Consider the following 17,772-nt stretch of genomic DNA (forward strand, 5'->3'; position numbering starts at 1 on the left):
CCTGACACGAAACCCCGGGCTGTAGAACCCGCCCCGATGCTTGACCTGCGTTGCGGCGGACGCGGCGGAATATGATCGCGCGCCGGGGAACTGGCAAGGCACTAACGCCGTCATTCCGGGGCGATGCGAAGCATCGAACCCGGAATCTCGAGATTCCGGGTTCGGTCCTGCGGACCGCCCCGGAATGACGTCACCCAGGTTACCTCAATCACACCGCCATCTTGCGATGCAGGACCGGCGCGCCCGTGGTGAGGCTTTCGGCCGCATCGATGATGGCGTTGGCATCTAAGCCATGGTGGCGGTAAAGGTCGCCAATCGTGCCGGTCTGGCCGAACTGCTCGACGCCGAGCGCCTCGACGCGATGACCGCGGACGCTGCCGAGCCAGCCGAGCGTGGCCGGATGGCCGTCGATCACCGTCACGATTCCGCAGTCACGGGTAAGCGGCGCCAGGAGCTTCTCGATATGGCTGAGATGCTGCACGCCACGACGGTCGCGCCGCAATTTCCGTGCGGCGGTCCATCCCGCATGCAGGCGGTCCGCCGAGGTGACCGCGAGCAGGCCGACGTCACGCCGGCTCTCGCCGATGAAGCCGGTCGCCTCGATCGCTTCGGGCGCCAATGCGCCGGTATAGGCGATCACGACTTCCGCATTGGGACCCGGCTCGCGCAGCCAATAGGCGCCGTCGGTGATTCCCTTTGCGAGCTCCGGTGTCATGATCCGCTGCACCTGGTCGATACTGCGCGTCGACAGCCGCAAATAGACCGAACCGCCCTCGCCCGCCTCGCGCTGCATGTGGTCAAAACCCCATCCCATGATCGTGGCGAGCTCGTCGACGAAGGCCGGTTCGAACGAGGCAAGCCCGTCCTGCGCCATGCCGATCAGCGGCGTCGCGATCGACTGATGTGCGCCACCCTCGGGCGCAAGTGTGATCCCGGAGGGCGTTGCCGCCACCATGAAGCGGGCGTCCTGGTAGCAGGCGTAGTTGAGGGCATCGAGGCCGCGCTCGATGAAGGGATCGTAGAGCGTGCCGACCGGCAAGAGCCGCTCGCCATTGATCTGATGCGACAGGCCGAGCGCCGACAGCATGATGAACAGGTTCATCTCGGCGATGCCGAGCTCGAGATGCTGGCCTCTTGGCGAGGCGTCCCAGTTGAAAGTCGAGGGAATTTTCTCACTGCGGAATAAGTCCGCCTTCTCGGCGCGCGCGAACAGGCCGCGGCGGTTCACCCACGGCCCGAGATTGGTCGAGACCGTGACGTCGGGCGACGTGGTGACGATGCGCTTGGCGAGCTCGCGCTCGCTGCGGGCGATCTCGTTGAGCACGAGGCCAAAGCCCTGCTGGGTCGACATCTGCGGCGACGGCTTGAAGGTGAGCTGCGACGGCACATCGACGACGGGCGCGCAGAGGCGACGACCATCCTGGTTGAAGGGTACGCGGGCGAGGAAGGCTTCGAGCTCGGCCGCATCCTGCTCGAGCCCTTCGAACTTATCCCATTCATACCCAGGACGGATGTTCTGGCTCTCGCGATATTTGTCCATCTGCGCGACCGTCATCAGGCCGGCATGATTGTCCTTGTGGCCCTGGAACGGCAGGCCGACACCCTTGATGGTGTAGGCGATAAAGCAGACCGGACGATCGTGATCGATCGACCCGAACGCCTCCAGCATGCTCGCCATGTCGTGGCCGCCGAGGTTTGACATCAGCGCCAAGAGCTCGTCGTCGCTGCGGCGGTCGATCAGCTTTGTGATCGGCCCCTGATCGCCGATCTCGTCATGCAGGTGTTTTCGGAACGCCGCGCCGCCCTGAAAACACAGCGCGGCGTAGAGCGCGTTCGGGCAATTGTCGATCCAGCGCTTCAGTGCCTCCCCGCCCGGCTCGGCAAAAGCCTCGCGCATCAGACGGCCGTATTTCACGATGACGACGTCCCAGCCAAAATTGCGGAACATGGTCTCAAATTTTTCCCAGAGCCCTTCGCGCACGACGGCGTCGAGCGACTGCCGGTTGTAGTCGACGACCCACCAGGTGTTGCGCAGGCCGTGCTTCCATCCCTCGGCGAGCGCCTCAAAGATGTTGCCCTCGTCCATCTCGGCATCGCCGACGAGCGCGATCATCCGGCCCTCGCGGCGGTCCTTCATCCAGCCATGCGATTTGACGTAATCCTGCACCAGCGAGGAGAACAGCGTCTGCGCAACGCCGAGGCCCACCGAGCCGGTCGAGAAATCGACGTCGTCGACGTCCTTGGTGCGCGAGGGATAGGACTGCGCGCCCTTGAAGCCGCGAAAATTCTCGAGCTTCTCGCGGGTCTGGCGGCCGAACAGATACTGGATGGCGTGGAACACCGGGCTCGCATGCGGCTTCACCGCGACGCGGTCCTCAGGCCGCAGCACATGGAAATACAGCGCCGACATGATGGTCGCCAGCGAAGCGGACGAGGCCTGGTGGCCGCCGACTTTCAGGCCGTCCTTATTCGGGCGGATGTGGTTGGCGTGGTGGATGGTCCAGGACGACAGCCACAAAGCTTTGCGGCTGAGCGCGGACAGCGTTTCGAGGCGGGCGGGATCGACGGGCATGGCAATGCTCCGGAGTAGTATGTCCGGATCATACCCCTGCGCCCGGCCTGAGAATTCTCAAATTTTCGCGCCATACCCGCCAGGATTGGGATATTTTTCCAATGAATTGCCAACTGACACAGGTTTCATTCCAATGCCCGAGCTCGATGCCATCGACCGAAAGATCCTCGCTTCTCTCCAGACCGACAGCCGAATGACCATGCAGGAACTCGCCGACAAGGTCGGGCTCTCGGTCTCGCCCTGCCATCGGCGCGTGAAGCTCCTGGAGGAGCGCGGCGTCATCACGCGCTACATCGCGACCGTCGACCAGAAGGCGCTGGGACTGCATGTCAGCGTCTTCATCTCGATCAAGCTGGCGCGGCAGAAGGAAGAGGACCTCAACCGCTTCGCGAAAGCGATCTCGAAATGGGACGAGGTGCTGGAATGCTATCTGATGACCGGCAACCGCGACTATCTGCTCCGCGTCGTCGCGGCCGACCTGTCGTCCTATGAGGCGTTCCTGAAGAACAAGCTGACGCGGCTCGACGGCATCGCCTCGATCGAGTCGAGCTTTGCGCTGAGCCAGGTGAAGTATTCGATCGCGCTGCCGGTGTGATGTCACCCGTCATTGCGAGGAGCGAAGCGACGAAGCAATCCAGACTATTTCCGCGGATGCATTTCTGGATTGCTTCGCTTCGCTCGCAATGACAGCTACTACTTCCACGGCTGCACGATGATCTTGGTGTGCGCCTCGGGATTGGCGAGATCGGCGAAGGCTTTGGCTACGCCGTCGATGCCGACGGTGGCGGTCACCATGGCGGCGGCATCGACCTCGCCTTCCGCAATCAGGCGCAGCGAGTACGCGAACTCTTCGGGCGTGTAGCCGAGCACGTACTGGACGTTGAGCTCCTTCATGATGCCGAGCATCGGCTCGCTCTTGTCGCTTTCCATGCAGACGCCGACCACGACGATCTTCGCATCGCGCGGAGCGCTCTCGAACACCTGCTGGAGCAGGCCAGGCACGCCGACGCATTCGAAAATCAGCGCCGGCTTCAGCGCCGGCAGCATGGCCTGGAACGGCGGCCGCGCCGCCTTCTCGGCTTCCGACATCTGCGCATGCTCGGCCCAGGTCGCATAAGGCTGCGATACTTTGGGGTCGATGACGATATCGGCGCCGAGCTTTGCGGCCAGCGCGCGCCGCGCCGGTGAATAGTCGGCGGCGACGATCGGGTGCAGCCCCTTGATCCTCAGTGCTGCGATCACGGCAAGGCCTACGGGACCGCAGCCGATGACCAGCGGCACCTCTTTGCCTGACATGTTGGCCTTGGCCACGGCATGAACGCCGACCGCGAGCGGCTCGGTCAGCGCGGCGTGCTCGGGGGCGAGGCCGTTCGGCACTTCCAGCAGCAGCGGCTCGCTCAGCAGCATCTGCTCGGCATAGCCGCCGACAAGGTCGTTTGAATAGCCGATGCCCAAAATGCCCTGTGGCGTCAGCAACGCCGGCAGCGAGCAGACATGGGTGCCTGGCTTCAGCTTGCATTCGGTGCCGGGACCGTAGTCGAGGATCTCGCAGCAGAACTCGTGACCGAACACGACGTCGCGCGAAAGATCCATCGGCGGACGGCCCATCTTTCTCGCCATCTCGACCATGCGAGGAGCGTGCTGGCGCGCATGGAGATCCGAGCCGCAGATGCCGCAGGCGAGCGTCCTGACCAGCACCTGGCCGGCGCCGGGCTCTGGCTCCGCAATGCGGTCGACGACAATCTCACCCTTCCTGAAAATCGCGGCGCGCATCCGGCTCCTCCCCTTTTTGTTGGAGCCGTTGATAGCACAAACCCGGTGAAGCGATATTGCGTCAGGCGTTCGGCGAACGCTCTTCGAGCACCAGGAGCTGGGCGCGGCGGATGCGCTCGCGATGAGCGATGTAAAGGCCGCTCGCGACAATGAAGGCGGCACCGATCACGGTCCAGATATCAGGCACTTCACCAAACAGGAAGAAGCCCAGAATGCTGACCCAGAGGAGCTGCGTGTAGGAGAACGGTGCCAGCACCGAGGCATCGCCGTAGCGATAGGCCAGCACGATGATCCATTGTCCGACGGTCGACGCGACGCCAATGAAGATGCCGAGCCCGATGGCGCTCCACGACGGCGTGACCCAGACGAACGGCACCATGATGGTCAGCAGCGTCACGCCTGTCAGCGCGGAATAAGCCATCGTGGTAAGGACGGCTTCCCGCCCGCTCATCATGCGCGTCAGGATCAGCGCAGCCGCCCAACAGAAAGCCGAGATGATCGGGAAGAACGCCGCGAGGTGAAACGCGCTCGTGCCCGGCCGCAGGATGATCCCCACGCCCATCAAACCGATCGCAGTCGCGATCCAGCGGCGCACGCCAACCTTCTCACTCAGGAACACGATCGACAGCGCAGTGACGAACAGCGGCGAGACGAAGCCGGTGGCGGAAGCTTCCGCAATGGGGAGGTAGCGCAGTCCAGTGATGAAGAACAGCGAGGAGCCGAGCAGCACCGCGCCGCGCATCAGCTGAAGGCCGAGCCGCTCGGTGCGCATCGCGTAGAACGGCGAGACCGGCAACATCACGGGCGTGAACATCAGCGCAAACGTCAGGAAGCGGATCCAGGTGATCTCGATCGACGGCAGCTCGGTCGAGAGATATTTTGCCGTGACGTCCGAGCAGCCGAGGAAGATCGTCGACAGCAGCACCAGCGCAATGCCTTTGAAGGGGTGATCGACGCGCGCAGGTGCGCGGCGAGCAGCCTGCTTCTTCTCGGGCATAGGTACGGAGACGCTGTCGAGCCTGAGGGCTGCGGCGGGAGGCGGGGTCACGGCTGGAACTCGGGTAGAAAAGTCGAATCGGGTGAGCCCATAAAAAACGACAATTGGGCTCGTTTCGCAACGCCCGAAAACAGGAAGCCGATATGCGCTGAGGTCCGCGCGCGTCAACCCTCCATTAATATTAATAAAGGCGGTTTTGCACTACAGCATCGGCAGGCCACGCGGCTTCGGACCGCGCGGAAACGCCGCATCGAGCGCCGCAATCTCGTCTTTCGTGAGTGTGATGTCGCCAGCGGCCGCATTTTCGGCGGCATGTTCCGCGCTTGAGGCCTTCGGGATCGCGAACACCGTAGTGGCACGGGTGAGGAAGTGCAGCGCGACCTGTCGCGGTGTCGCACCGTGTGCCTTGGCGATCTGTGCCAGCGCGGCACCGCCCTTGCTGCTAGCAGCGGGAAAATCGTCGTGACCGAACGGCGAATAGGCGACGACCGCGACGCCGTGCTTCTCGCACCACGGGATCACCGCATGCTCGATCGCGCGCTCCTTCAGATGATAGAGCACCTGATTGCAGGCGATCCTGCCTTTGCCCGCGACGTCGAGCATCTCGTCGAGGTCGTCGGCGTCGAAATTGGAGACGCCCCAGGATTTGATCTTGCCGGCCTTCACCAGTTCCTCAAACGCCGCCACGGTGTCCTCCAGCGCGTAGGATCCGCGCCAGTGCAAGAGATAGCAATCGAGCCGATCGGTCTTCAGCCGCTTCAGCGAACGCTCGCAGGCGGCGATGGTGCCGCGGCGCGAGGCGTTGCTCGGCAACACCTTCGAGACGAGGAACACTTCATCGCGGCGGCCGGCGATGGCGTCGGCAATGACGAGCTCGGCATCGCCATACATCTCGGCGGTGTCGACATGGCTCATGCCGAGATCGAGCCCGCGCTGAAGTGCGGCGATCGCGCGCTTGCGGTCGGCATGGTCGAGATACCAGGTGCCCTGCCCGATGACGGAAACATTTGCGCCGGTGCGGCCGAAGGGATTTGCTTTCATGGTTGATCCAACCCGTGACGGCTAATTCAGTTCACTGATGTCCGCACCGAGCACGCAATCGGAGCGCACGCCCTTGCAACGGAATCTTTCTGGCATGGCGGAGAAGATCGTCGTCTCGATCAGACGCGGCGGCGTTTCCAGGTACATCATGGTTATTATGCTTGTTGGCGACCGACAGCAGCATAGGGGACAATCTTGCGGCCGTCGATTGGGGGCACGCCAAGCGCCCCACCCTCCGCGTCGTCCTGGCGCAAGCAGGGACGACATCGGGGAGGTGTTTGCGTCTTAGCTCGCCGCGCCTGCGAAATTGGCTTCCTTCGCGGCCGCCACATCCGTCTGCGCAATCAGGCGCTTCAGCTCGGGAATGCACGAGCCGCAATTGGTGCCGGCCTTGAGTTTTGCGCCGATCTCGGCCGCAGTCTTCGCGCCCGCCGCAATGGTATCGCAGATCGTGGCACGGCCGACGCCAAAACAGGCGCAGACGACCGGGCCGGTCGAGGCTACACCCTCGGTGGACTTGCCTGACAGCAGCAGGCGGCGCTGCTCGTCGCTGACGACATCGGCGGCGAACATGGACTTGACCACTTCCCAGTCGCCGGCGTCATGCGCGGGTCCGACGAACAGGCAGGTGTCGATGCGATCGCCCACGAAGGACGCCGCGCGGTAGACGCCGCCGCCAAAATCGCGGTACTCCGCAAAGTCCTCACCGGCGATCGGGTCGAGCCAGGCCGGCCAGCGCGAGAGATCCGCGTTGTCGGCGAACAAATAGCCGAAGCCGCCGGAGACCGTGACACGGCTCCACCACAGGTGCGCCGGCAGCGCGAGTTGCTTGCGCGAGAGCACAAAGCCGCGGAACACATATTCGTACGGCGCGATCGACACCGGCGTTGCCTTGGATTCCGGCTGTCCGGAGAACGGATCGTTGAACGACTGCACCAGGGCGCCGACGCGGCCGTGCGAGGTGTTCATCTCGCTCCAGTGGATCGGCACGAACAGCGTGCCGCGCTGCGCGCGGTCGCTGACGACGACCTTGAGGATGCACTGGCCGTAATCGGTGGTGACGCGGGCAAAGCTGTCGTCGGTGACGCCGTATTTGCTGGCGTCATCAGGATGGATCTCGACGAAAGGTTCCGGCAGGTGCGCACCTAACCGCTGGCTGAGGCCGGTGCGCGTCATGGTGTGCCACTGGTCGCGAATGCGGCCGGTGTTCAGCCGTAGCGGCCGCGACGCCGTCGTCTCGCTCTTCAGCGCCGGCACCTCTGGCGCAATGAAGCGCCCCTTGCCGTCGGGCGTGAAGAAGCCGCCCTTCGCAAAGAAGCGGTCGCCAGGGGCCTGCCCCTCGCGCGCCGGCCATTGCAGTGGAACAAGCGCATCATAGGCATCGTCCGAGACGTCCTGCAGGGCGCCGATGTCGAAGTCGCGGTTGCCGTCGTTCTCGAAGGCAGAGAGCGCGGCATGCTCGCGAAAGATCTCGGCGGCCGATTTGTAATTGAAGCCGTCGCCGAAACCGAGCCGCTTGGCGACTTCGCCCATGATCCACCAGTCCGGCCGCGCCTCGCCCGGCGCCGGCAGGAACGAGCGCTGGCGCGAGATGCGGCGCTCGGAATTGGTCACCGTGCCCGACTTCTCGCCCCAGGCGAGTGCCGGCAACAGCACGTGTACGCCGGCATCGACGGTGTCGTTGGAGAGCACGTTCTCGGAGACCACGAACAGCTCGAGCTTCTTCATCGCTTCGCGCACGACATCGGCGTCGGGCAGCGACACCGCCGGGTTGGTGCCCATCACCCACAGCGCCTTGATCTCGCCGCGGTTGATCGCCTCGAACATCTGTACCGCCTTCAGCCCCTCATGCGTGGCGATGCGCGGCGCCTTCCAGAACCGGCGCACCCGATCGACCTCGGGTGGCGAGAACATCATGTGCGCGGCGAGCTGGTTTGCGAGCCCGCCGACTTCACGTCCGCCCATCGCGTTGGGCTGGCCGGTGAGCGAGAACGGCGAAGCCCCGAGCTTGCCCATGCGTCCCGTGGCGAGGTGGCAGTTGAGGATCGCGTTGACCTTGTCGGTGCCCTGCGCGGACTGGTTGACGCCCTGCGAGTACAGCGTGACCGTCCGCGCGGTGTCGCGGAACATCTGGAAGAAGGTCGCGACGTCCTGCTCGGAGAGGCCGGTGGCGAGCGCGGTCGCGGTGACGCTGCCGGCGATGCTGCGCGCACGCGCAAGCGCCGCGTCAAAGCCGGAGGTGTTCTTTTCGATATAGTCCTTGTCCAGCGCGCCGCTGTCGGCGAGGTGAACGAACAAGCCTGAGAAAAGCGCGGTGTCGGTGCCGGGCTTCACGCCCAGGAACAGGTCGATGTCGCTGGCCGTATCGGTACGGCGCGGATCGATGACGATGATGCGCGCACCGCGCTCCTCCTTGTTCCTGCGCATGCGCTGGAACAGGATCGGGTGGCACCAGGCGGCGTTCGAGCCGACCAGCACCAGGAGATCGGCCTGGTCGAGATCTTCGTAGCAGCCCGGCACGGTGTCGGCGCCGAAGGCGCGGCGGTGGCCGGCAACCGAGGACGCCATGCAGAGCCGCGAATTGGTGTCGACATTCGCCGTGCCGATAAAGCCCTTCATCAGCTTGTTGGCGACGTAATAGTCCTCGGTCAGGAGCTGGCCGGAAAGATAGAACGCGACCGCATCGGCACCGTCGCGTGCCACGATGTGTTGCATGCGATGGGCGACATGGTCTAGCGCATCGCTCCAGGCAACGCGCTCCAGAGTGCCCTTGCAGCGGATCATCGGATGCAGCAACCGGCCCTCGAGCCCGACGGTCTCGCCGAGCGCCGAACCCTTGGAGCAGAGCCGGCCGAAATTCGCCGGGTGCTCGGGATCGCCCGCGATCGCCGCGCCGCCGCTGCCGTCGGGCGTCGCCAGCACGCCGCAGCCGACGCCGCAATAAGGGCAGGTCGTCTTGGTGGTGCGAAGCGTCGGATCGATCGCAGTCATTCAGGCAAGTCCCATCAAGCGGCTTTCGGGGGAAGCGCGAGCGAGCGGCCGAACATCATGTCGGTCCGGATCGCTGCGATCTTTTCGCCGGCGCGGATCAGTTCGAGATACCAGAGGGCATCGACGGTATCGCCAATCAGCACAGCGCCGGTGAGCCGGCCGTCGGCGATGACGAGCTTCTTGTAGGTGCCGCGCCTGATATCGGAGAGCACGAGACTCTCGCTCCCATCACCGCCGATGAAATCGCCGGCGGAGAACACGCTGACGCCGGAGACCTTCAAATTGGTCGCGACCACGCTGCCCTGATAGGCGGCGGGGCGGCCGGCCAGATGCCGCGCCAGCACCCGTCCCTGCTCATAGGCCGGTTCGACCAGCCCGTAGCAGATGCCGCGGTGTTCGGCGCATTCGCCGAGCGCGAAAATATCAGGCGAGCTCGTCTGCATCACATCGTTGACGACGATGCCGCGGTTGACGGCAAGGCCCGCCTCCTGCGCCAGCGTCACGTTGGGCCGGATGCCTGCGGCGAAGATCACGGCGTCGGCCTCCAGCCGGCTACCGTCAGCGAGTTCCACGGCCTCGACATGGCCGTCGCCAAGGATACGCGTAGTCGACGCATTGAGGAGAATGTTGATGCCCTTGCGCTCGACCAGTGTCTTGAGCAACTCAGCCGCGGGACCGTCGAGCTGACGCTCCATCAGGCGATCCATCAGATGCACCAGCGTCACCGGCGCGCCGGCCTTGGCGAGGCCGTAGGCAGCCTCAAGGCCCAAGAGGCCGCCGCCGACCACGACCACGCGCTTCTTGGCTGCGGCCAGCGTCAGCAGCAAATCGACGTCGCGGGTGTCGCGAAACGTGTGCACTCCGGCGAGATCGTTGCCCGGAACGTTCAGCCGCAGCGCGTTCGAGCCGGTAGCGAGCACAAGCTTGGAGTATTCCATGCTCTCCTCGCCCGCGATCTTCAGCTCGCGGCGGCCGACATCGATCTCAGTCGCCCGGTAGCCGTAGCGAACCGTGACGCCGCGATCGCGCCACCAGTCCTGCGGCCGGAGCTCGATTTCGTGCGAGCCGGTTTCGCCGGCCAATACGGAGGAGAGCAACACACGGTTGTAGGCGAGCCGTGGCTCGTCGCCGATCACGGCGACCGCGTAGCGGCCGAGCGCCGTCTTGGCGAGCTCATCGACCAGGCGCGCGGCCGCCATACCGTTACCGACGATGACAAGCGGTTCGCTCATGGAAGTCCCCTGTTCTGCATTCCAAGTCCGGTTCCGTGGTGCTTCTCCCCGCGTACGGGGAGAAGCGAGATTCGTACCAATATTCAGACCCGCGCCTCGGCGAGGCTGCCTGCGGCTTCGCCCTGCGCGCTGCGGCGCAGATAGAACCACCAGGTGATGCCGAGGCAGGAGGCGTAGAAGATGAGGTAGATCGCGAGCGCGAGCTGCGGCCCACCGGTCAGCGCGATCGACTTGCCGAAGCCGGTCGGAATCAGATAGCCGCCGACTGCGCCGATCGCACCGATGAAGCCGACTGCCGCACCGCTCTCGATGCTCGCCGTCTTCAGCGCCACCGCACGCGCCGCATCGCCCTTGCCGCGCACCTTGAACAGGTTTTCCTCGCGGAAGATCGAGGGGATCATCCGGTAGGTCGAGCCGTTGCCGATGCCCGTCGTGACGAACAGGATCAGGAACATCGCCAGGAAGCCGATAAAATCCTTCTGGCCGACGAAATAGAGGACGCCGATCGTGGCGGCCGCCATCGCGATGAAGTTCCAGAACGTGATGATCGAGCCGCCGACCTTGTCGGCGAGCCAGCCGCCGAGCGGCCGCGACAGCGAGCCGACCAGGGGACCGAGGAACGCGATCGCAATCGTGATCTGCGGGAACTGAGTCTTGATGAGCAGCGGAAACGCCGCCGAGTAGCCGATGAAGGAGCCGAACGTCCCGATATAGAGGTAGGCCATGATCCAGGTGTGCCTGCGTTTGACGATCGCAAGCTGGTTCTTCACCGACGATTTTGCCGAGGTCAGGTTGTTCATGAAGAACACGGCGCCGAACACCGCGATCGCGATTGGCAGCACCCACATCAGCCCGGCGTTCTGCAGGTAGACGCCCTCGACCGGCGTTGCCTGGAACAGGTTGATGACCGCGAGCGTCATCAGGATCGGCGTCAGCAACTGCACGCTCGACACGCCGATGTTGCCGCCGGCAGCGTTGAGCCCAAGCGCCCATCCCTTCATCCGGTCAGGGAAGAAGAAGGAGATGTTGGTCATGCTGGAGGCGAAATTGCCGCCGCCGAGACCGGCGGTCGAAGCGACCAGCAGCATCAGCCAGAACGGCGTGTCGGGCTGGCTCACGAAATAGGCAAGCGACAGCGTCGGGATGAACAGAATAGCGGCGCTGAAGATGGTCCAGTTCCGCCCGCCGAAAGTCGTGACCGCGAACGTATACGGAAAGCGAATGAACGCGCCGATCAGACCGGGCACGGCGACGAGCTGAAAGAGCTGGTCAGTGGTGTAGTGAAAGCCTGCCTGCGGCAGCTTGGTAGAGACGATGCTCCAGATCAGCCACACCGAAAAACCGATATGCTCGGCCACGATCGACCAGATCAGGTTACGTCGCGCGACCGTCTTGCCGGTCGCATTCCAGAACGCCTCGTCTTCGGGGCGCCAGTCGGAAATCCACTTCGGGTTCGTCGTCATTGATAATCCCTTTTAGGCTCACCGCTGCGTCGTTGCAGGCTCTGCCCCCAGGCATGGAGGCGCGCTCCGAGGCTCGATCCCCGGTGGCGAGTTCACGATGCTGATTGATGATGTTGAGGGACGTCGTCGTTGGCGTCGCAAAAGGACACTTCAAGTTCTGTGCCAATTGCGCGCGATCGGGAAATAAAGGGATTTCAGTGAGTTATTCGCACCGCCTGATTTTTTCGCAGGCGTCATTCGCATTCAAAATTTGCGATTCGCTCAATCCTTGTGCGGCGCACAAGGATTGAGCGGTGTGTCGATTATTTAGGCGCGGCGACAAGCGTTAACGATGCGTTGACGTCGCACGACGCGAGTGACAACGCGCGCGCGTTGTCACCTCTCATTTCTATGTCGCGCGCATGCGCGCGCTTTGATGCGGTCGCGTTTACTCGGCAGCCTGCGGCCGGCCATAGGCCTCGGTGATCATGAAGTTGGAGAGCACGCCATAGGCTGCGGTCCATGCGGAAGCGACCTCCGCCGTCCAGGCTGCGCCGAGACCTTTTTCGAGCGTCCACAGCAACGCCGAGCCGACAACCGGATAATGCTCAGGCTTCGCGCCATAGGCGACGTGACGCTTTGCGAGCGCACTCGCCGCCGGCAGGATCGTTTCGAGGTTGGACAGACCACCGACGACGACGGCGAGCGTCGCCATCAGCTTCTTGCGCTGTTCGGTCAGGTCGGAAGGAAACATCGCCTTCACGGACGGCGCGACCTCGAACAGGCGGTCGTAGAAAATGACCGCGGCCTGATCGGCGATCGGCGCCACCTTTGCAAAACTGTCCTGGACCAATTTGATCTGCGCTGGATTCATCGAGACTTTCCTGTCGTAGGCAAAAAGACGAAACCATTTGGTCGCGGCGCCGGCGCTGCGGTTCACAGCGCCGGACGACGATCGTTTGGACTAAAGCGCGATCTATTTAGGTTTAGACCGTCATCGCGCTTTAGCTTGTTGTTCGCGCATGATCTCCTCGGAAAACCGCTACGCACTTTTCCGGATCATGCGCTAGGCCGCCTCCACGAAGCGATGACGCTCGTAGAGGAATTCGAGCACGCGCTGCCGGCACTTCAGGTACGTGGCGTTGGAGGCGAGCTCGAGCCGCTTGCGCGGACGTGCCAGCGGCACGTCCAGCACCTCGCCGATGCGCGCAGATGGACCGTTGGTCATCATCACGATGCGATCCGACAACAGCACGGCCTCGTCGACGTCATGGGTGATCATCAAAATCGTGTTGCCGAGCTTTTGATGCAGCGCCATCACCGAGTCCTGCAGATGCGCGCGGGTCAGCGCGTCGAGCGCGCCGAAGGGCTCGTCGAGCAGCAGCACTTTCGGCTCCATGGCGAGCGCGCGTGCGATGCCGACACGCTGCTTCATGCCGCCGGAGATCTCGGACGGACGCTTGTCCTTGGCATGCGCCATCTGCACGAGGTTGAGATTGTGCATCACCCAGGCATCGCGCTCGGCCCGCGTCTTGGTTCTGGCAAATACCTTGTCGACGCCGAGCTTGACGTTCTCGTAGACCGTGAGCCAGGGCAGCAGGCTGTGGTTCTGGAACACCACCGCGCGATCGGGCCCCGGCGAGTTGACCTCGCGGTTCTCCAGGAGAACGCCGCCGGTCGAGGCACCGGTCAGCCCTGCGATGATGTTGAGCAGGGTCGACTTGCCACAGCCGGAGTGGCCGATGATCGAGACGTATTCGCCCTTCTCGATGGTAAGGTTGATCTCCTTGAGCACTTCCGTGCTGACATTGCCGCGGGTAAAGATCTTGTCGATGTGATCGAGCTTCAGATAGGCGGTCATGTGCTGTGCTCCCTCAGTTCTGCGCCGTGCCGTGGGTGACGAACTTGCCGAGTGCCGCGATCAGGCGGTCGAGCACGAAGCCGATGATGCCGACATAGAACAGCGCCAGAATGATCTCGCTGATATGCGAGGAGTTCCAGGCGTCCCAGATGAAGAAGCCGATGCCGACGCCGCCGATCAGCATTTCTGCCGCGACGATCGCAAGCCACGACAGCCCGATGCCGATGCGAAGCCCCGTGAAGATGTAGGGCGCCGCCGCCGGGATCATGATCTTGGAGAAGAACTCCAGCGGATTGAGCTGCACGACGGCCGCGACGTTGCGGTAATCCTGCGGGATGTTGCGGATGCCGACCGCGGTGTTGATGATGATCGGCCATACCGAGGTGATGAAGATGACGAAGATCGCCGAGGGCTGACCGTCGCGGAACGCCGCGAGGGACAGCGGCAGCCAGGCGAGTGGCGGAATCGTCCGCAGCACCTGGAACAACGGATCGAGCCCGCGCATCGCCCAGACCGACTGTCCGACCAGCGTGCCGAGCGCAATGCCGACGATGGCGGCGATCGAATAGCCGTAAGCGACGCGCTGAAGGCTCGCCGACAGATGCCAGAACAGGCCCTTGTCGATGCCGCCATGATCAAAGAACGGATCGAAGATCAGCTCCTTGGTGTCCTTGAATACGCGTGACGGCGGCGGCAGCGTCGAGCCGGCGCGGCGGCACACCAGTTCCCAGATCAGCGTCAGCAGCGCGATCACGACGAGCGGCGGGATGACCCGCGCAGCCGTTTCCTTCGCCATCCGGGCGTAGGCTTCGCCGCGCGGCGGACGCTTGGGCGTCATCGCGACGACCGCGGCAGCAGTGCCGGCCGAAGGCGCAATCGCTTCGGCTTCCATCTTCTTCATAGGCATGTTCATCGAAATCATCTCCGGCTTCAAATGTGGATGCGGCCGCCCCTGGGCGGCCGCGGAGCCCATCAGACTTCGACGCGCTTGATCGCGAGCGATTTCAGATAGGCAGCCGGATTCTCCGGATCGAACACCTTGCCGTCGAAGAAGGTCTCCTTGCCGCGTGAGGTGGAGGTCGGGATTTCGGCAGCCGCGACGCCGAGTGCCTTGGCCGCGTCCTTCCAGAGGTCCTCGCGGTTGACCTTGGCAACGAGGCTCTTGGTGTCGAAGGTCGGCTCGAACTTGCCCCAGCGAATGTCCTCGGTGAGGAACCAGAGATCGTGGCTCTGGAACGGATAGGAGGCGAAGTCGCGCCAGTACTTCATGATGTGCGGCGAGTTCTCGACCACCTTGCCGGTGCCGTAGTCGAACTTGCCGGCGGTGCGGTCGTAGACGTCCTCGACCGGGCAGTTGATCCACTGGCGCTTCGCCATGATGGCGGCGAGCTCCTGCTTGTTCTCAGCCTTGTCCGCCCACTGCTGGGCTTCCAGCACCGCCATCAGGATCGCCTTCGTCGCCTTGGGATATTTGTCGACGAAGGCCGCACGCATGCCGAAGGACTTTTCGGGGTGCTTGTTCCAGATCTCGCCGGTGTTGACGGCGGTGTAACCGATGTCCTGGTGGACGAGCTGGAGATTCCAGGGCTCGCCGACGCAGAAGCAGTCCATGGTGCCGACCTTCATATTCGCCACCATCTGCGGCGGCGGCACCACGATGGTCTCGATGTCCTTGTCCGGGTCGATGCCGCCGGCGGCGAGCCAGTAGCGGATCCAGAGGTCATGGGTGCCACCGGGGAAGGTCATGGCCGCCTTCACGGCCTTGCCGGACGCCTTCTTCTTCTCCAGCGCAGCCTTGAAGGGCGAAGAGTCCACGCTGAGCTTGAGGTCTGCATATTCCTTGGCGACCGAGATGCATTGCGCATCGAGATTGAGCCGCGCCAGAATGTACATCGGGGTCGGCTGGTTGTTCTGCGTCACCTTACCGGCAGAGATCAGATACGGCATCGGGGTGAGGATATGCGCGCCGTCGATGCCGTTGCCTTCCGAGCCGAGCACCAGGTTGTCGCGCGTGGTGCCCCAGGAGGCCTGCTTCTGCACGTCGGTGTCGGGCATGCCGTATTTGGCGAACAGGCCCTTGTCCTTGGCAACGAAGAGCGGACCGGCATCGCTGAGCGCGATGAAGCCGAGCTTGGCGCCCTTGACCTCGGGACCTGCGTCCTGGGCGAATGCACCGGCGGGGAAATTGAGCTTGGCGGCGGCGAGAAGGGCGGCAGTGCTGCCGGTGGCCTTCAACAATTGACGGCGGGAGAGGCCGGAATCCGAAGGCCGGCGAATGCGCTTGGTCATGGGTCGTGTCGTCCTTTGCGTCGTTGCGAAGATGGTGCGTCAGTGCACACGAGCTGCCGTCCGTCCTGTGACGCCGCCGTTGGCGCATGCAGACGCACGACGGGGGGACCCCCGTCTGGTGGCGTCAGCAAGTCGGATAAGAAGTCTCGCGGGACGGCTTCAATGGCGTCGACCTGGAACTATTCAAGCTTCGTGCCAAGGCCGGAAACACGAAAAACCACGATGGATTAAAGAGTTAGCAAGCCTGCGCCAGCTTGTCGCAGGCGCGCTCCGCCCGCGAAATTTGCGACACTGCTTAATCCTTGTGCGGCGCACAATCCTTGTGCAGCCGATCAGGCAAGAGGCGGCCCGATGCGCAGGCCCGCGGGCTGGTCGCACATCACGCTATTGATATTACTCGTCTTTTTCAACCAAAGCGCGCCGGCACGCTGCTTGCATCTCTACCGGCGTCAACGAAGACTGCGGCCTTGCCGCATTGTTGCAGCCGCTGGCGGCCGCAACGGGGGAGCTCAACTGCTTCGCGTCCCTCAGTCGTCGTGACGCGATTCCAAGGCTTCCAAACTTCTCCAGGCCCTCGTGCGCGGCAGGCCAGTCCGCACGGCCAACCACGTGCAGCCGCGCTCTCATAGAGGGGAGCGTTTCGATCACTCATTACGAGCAAAAGGAACTGTTGATGTCGTATCTCGCGCCTTCGGAATTCGTCACCAAGATGGTGGATGCGGGCGAATCCAAGATCTTCATGTCCACCCGGGATACGGTCATCCGCGCCTACATGGCCGGCGCCATCCTCGCCCTCGCCGCGTGGTTCGCGGTCACCATCAACGTGAACACCGGCCAGCCGCTGGTCGGCGCGCTGTTGTTTCCGGTCGGCTTCGTCATGCTGTACCTCCTGGGCTTCGACCTCCTGACCGGCGTGTTCGTGCTCTCCCCGCTTGCCCTGATTGATAAGCGCCCCGGCGTCACCTTCGGAGGCGTGCTGCGCAACTGGGGCCTCGTCTTCGCCGGCAACTTCGCCGGCGCGTTCACCGTCGCCTTCATGATGGCCTTCGTCACGACCTTCGGCTTCACGCAGGCGCCCGATAAGGTTGGCGCCGCCATCGGGACCATCGGTGAGGGCCGAACCCTCGGCTACGCCGCGCACGGCGCGGCCGGCATGGCGACGCTGTTCCTCCGTGGCATGCTCTGCAACTGGATGGTCTCGACCGGCGTCGTCGGCGCCATGATCTCGACCTCGGTGCCCGGCAAGGTCATCGCGATGTGGATGCCGATCCTGGTGTTCTTCTACATGGTGTTCGAGCATTCCGTGGTGAACATGTTCCTGTTCCCGTCCGGGCTGCTGCTCGGCGCAAAGTTCTCGATCATGGACTATCTGATCTGGAACGAAATCCCGACCGTGCTCGGCAACCTCGTCGGCGGCCTCGCCTTCACCGGCATGACCCTTTACGCGACGCACGTCCTGACGCTGCCGAAGCGCCAGGCCGGCAAGGCTGCGCCGACCCGCGTCGCGGCCTGATCGAAAAACGCCTCAACAGGGGAGCCTCACACCACTAGGGTGAGGCTCCCTTTCGCTTGGT

14 protein-coding genes are annotated in these 17,772 nt (G+C 63.7%); 2 read left to right on the forward strand and 12 right to left on the reverse strand.

Annotation, left to right across the window (positions count from 1 at the left end; translation table 11 throughout):
• Positions 1-208: 208 nt before the first annotated feature.
• Positions 209-2,572, reverse strand: a complete 2,364-nt coding sequence (locus tag KUF59_RS30475) for a transketolase (RefSeq protein WP_212455884.1) — start codon at positions 2,570-2,572, stop codon at positions 209-211.
• A gap of 133 nt (positions 2,573-2,705) precedes the next feature.
• Here KUF59_RS30475 and KUF59_RS30480 point away from each other — a divergent pair, with 133 nt between their 5' ends.
• Entirely contained in the window at positions 2,706-3,167 is a 462-nt protein-coding gene (locus KUF59_RS30480; protein ID WP_212455885.1) for an Lrp/AsnC family transcriptional regulator, read from the forward strand.
• A 98-nt stretch (positions 3,168-3,265) separates the two neighbouring features.
• Here the strand turns inward: KUF59_RS30480 and KUF59_RS30485 are convergent, their stop codons facing one another.
• The 11 genes from KUF59_RS30485 to KUF59_RS30535 all read right to left on the reverse strand — a co-directional run bounded on the left by KUF59_RS30485 (position 3,266) and on the right by KUF59_RS30535 (position 16,198).
• Positions 3,266-4,345 (reverse strand): zinc-binding dehydrogenase, encoded by a 1,080-nt coding sequence (locus KUF59_RS30485; protein WP_212455886.1) that lies wholly within the window; start codon positions 4,343-4,345, stop codon positions 3,266-3,268.
• 61 nt (positions 4,346-4,406) lie between these two features.
• Positions 4,407-5,342, reverse strand: coding sequence for a DMT family transporter (locus KUF59_RS30490; protein ID WP_212456020.1), 936 nt, complete (start codon positions 5,340-5,342; stop codon positions 4,407-4,409).
• A 201-nt stretch (positions 5,343-5,543) separates the two neighbouring features.
• A complete protein-coding gene (locus tag KUF59_RS30495) occupies positions 5,544-6,383 on the reverse strand; it encodes an aldo/keto reductase (RefSeq protein WP_258767296.1) in 840 nt (279 codons plus the stop codon).
• Positions 6,384-6,404: 21 nt separating this feature from the next.
• On the reverse strand, positions 6,405-6,533 hold the full coding sequence (locus tag KUF59_RS30500; protein ID WP_408918040.1) for a hypothetical protein: 129 nt from the start codon (positions 6,531-6,533) through the stop codon (positions 6,405-6,407).
• Between the two features lie 135 nt (positions 6,534-6,668).
• On the reverse strand, positions 6,669-9,374 hold the full coding sequence (locus KUF59_RS30505; protein ID WP_212455888.1) for a nitrate reductase: 2,706 nt from the start codon (positions 9,372-9,374) through the stop codon (positions 6,669-6,671).
• 14 nt (positions 9,375-9,388) lie between these two features.
• A complete protein-coding gene (locus KUF59_RS30510) occupies positions 9,389-10,606 on the reverse strand; it encodes an NAD(P)/FAD-dependent oxidoreductase (RefSeq protein ID WP_212455889.1) in 1,218 nt (405 codons plus the stop codon).
• An 83-nt stretch (positions 10,607-10,689) separates the two neighbouring features.
• Positions 10,690-12,069, reverse strand: a complete 1,380-nt coding sequence (locus KUF59_RS30515; protein WP_212455890.1) for an MFS transporter — start codon at positions 12,067-12,069, stop codon at positions 10,690-10,692.
• A gap of 427 nt (positions 12,070-12,496) precedes the next feature.
• Positions 12,497-12,922, reverse strand: a complete 426-nt coding sequence (locus KUF59_RS30520; protein WP_212455891.1) for a globin family protein — start codon at positions 12,920-12,922, stop codon at positions 12,497-12,499.
• Positions 12,923-13,114: 192 nt separating this feature from the next.
• Entirely contained in the window at positions 13,115-13,909 is a 795-nt protein-coding gene (locus KUF59_RS30525; RefSeq protein ID WP_212455892.1) for an ABC transporter ATP-binding protein, read from the reverse strand.
• 13 nt (positions 13,910-13,922) lie between these two features.
• Positions 13,923-14,822, reverse strand: coding sequence for a nitrate ABC transporter permease (ntrB, locus tag KUF59_RS30530; RefSeq protein ID WP_212455893.1), 900 nt, complete (start codon positions 14,820-14,822; stop codon positions 13,923-13,925).
• A gap of 59 nt (positions 14,823-14,881) precedes the next feature.
• Positions 14,882-16,198 (reverse strand): CmpA/NrtA family ABC transporter substrate-binding protein, encoded by a 1,317-nt coding sequence (locus KUF59_RS30535; protein ID WP_212455894.1) that lies wholly within the window; start codon positions 16,196-16,198, stop codon positions 14,882-14,884.
• Between the two features lie 673 nt (positions 16,199-16,871).
• Here KUF59_RS30535 and KUF59_RS30540 point away from each other — a divergent pair.
• Positions 16,872-17,711, forward strand: coding sequence for a formate/nitrite transporter family protein (locus KUF59_RS30540; protein ID WP_212455895.1), 840 nt, complete (start codon positions 16,872-16,874; stop codon positions 17,709-17,711).
• Positions 17,712-17,772: the final 61 nt, after the last annotated feature.

The sequence above is a fragment of the Bradyrhizobium arachidis genome, from assembly GCF_024758505.1.
GTDB classification, from domain to species: Bacteria; Pseudomonadota; Alphaproteobacteria; order Rhizobiales; family Xanthobacteraceae; genus Bradyrhizobium; species Bradyrhizobium manausense_C.

Coding starts and splice junctions, on each gene's coding strand:
- KUF59_RS30475 (WP_212455884.1), bottom strand. CDS start 2,572: ATGCCCGTCGATCCCGCCCGCCTCGAAACGCTGTCCGCGCTCAGCCGC.
- KUF59_RS30480 (WP_212455885.1), top strand. CDS start 2,706: ATGCCCGAGCTCGATGCCATCGACCGAAAGATCCTCGCTTCTCTCCAG.
- KUF59_RS30485 (WP_212455886.1), bottom strand. CDS start 4,345: ATGCGCGCCGCGATTTTCAGGAAGGGTGAGATTGTCGTCGACCGCATT.
- KUF59_RS30490 (WP_212456020.1), bottom strand. CDS start 5,342: ATGCCCGAGAAGAAGCAGGCTGCTCGCCGCGCACCTGCGCGCGTCGAT.
- KUF59_RS30495 (WP_258767296.1), bottom strand. CDS start 6,383: ATGAAAGCAAATCCCTTCGGCCGCACCGGCGCAAATGTTTCCGTCATC.
- KUF59_RS30500 (WP_408918040.1), bottom strand. CDS start 6,533: ATGATGTACCTGGAAACGCCGCCGCGTCTGATCGAGACGACGATCTTC.
- KUF59_RS30505 (WP_212455888.1), bottom strand. CDS start 9,374: ATGACTGCGATCGATCCGACGCTTCGCACCACCAAGACGACCTGCCCT.
- KUF59_RS30510 (WP_212455889.1), bottom strand. CDS start 10,606: ATGAGCGAACCGCTTGTCATCGTCGGTAACGGTATGGCGGCCGCGCGC.
- KUF59_RS30515 (WP_212455890.1), bottom strand. CDS start 12,069: ATGACGACGAACCCGAAGTGGATTTCCGACTGGCGCCCCGAAGACGAG.
- KUF59_RS30520 (WP_212455891.1), bottom strand. CDS start 12,922: ATGAATCCAGCGCAGATCAAATTGGTCCAGGACAGTTTTGCAAAGGTG.
- KUF59_RS30525 (WP_212455892.1), bottom strand. CDS start 13,909: ATGACCGCCTATCTGAAGCTCGATCACATCGACAAGATCTTTACCCGC.
- ntrB (WP_212455893.1), bottom strand. CDS start 14,822: ATGAACATGCCTATGAAGAAGATGGAAGCCGAAGCGATTGCGCCTTCG.
- KUF59_RS30535 (WP_212455894.1), bottom strand. CDS start 16,198: ATGACCAAGCGCATTCGCCGGCCTTCGGATTCCGGCCTCTCCCGCCGT.
- KUF59_RS30540 (WP_212455895.1), top strand. CDS start 16,872: ATGTCGTATCTCGCGCCTTCGGAATTCGTCACCAAGATGGTGGATGCG.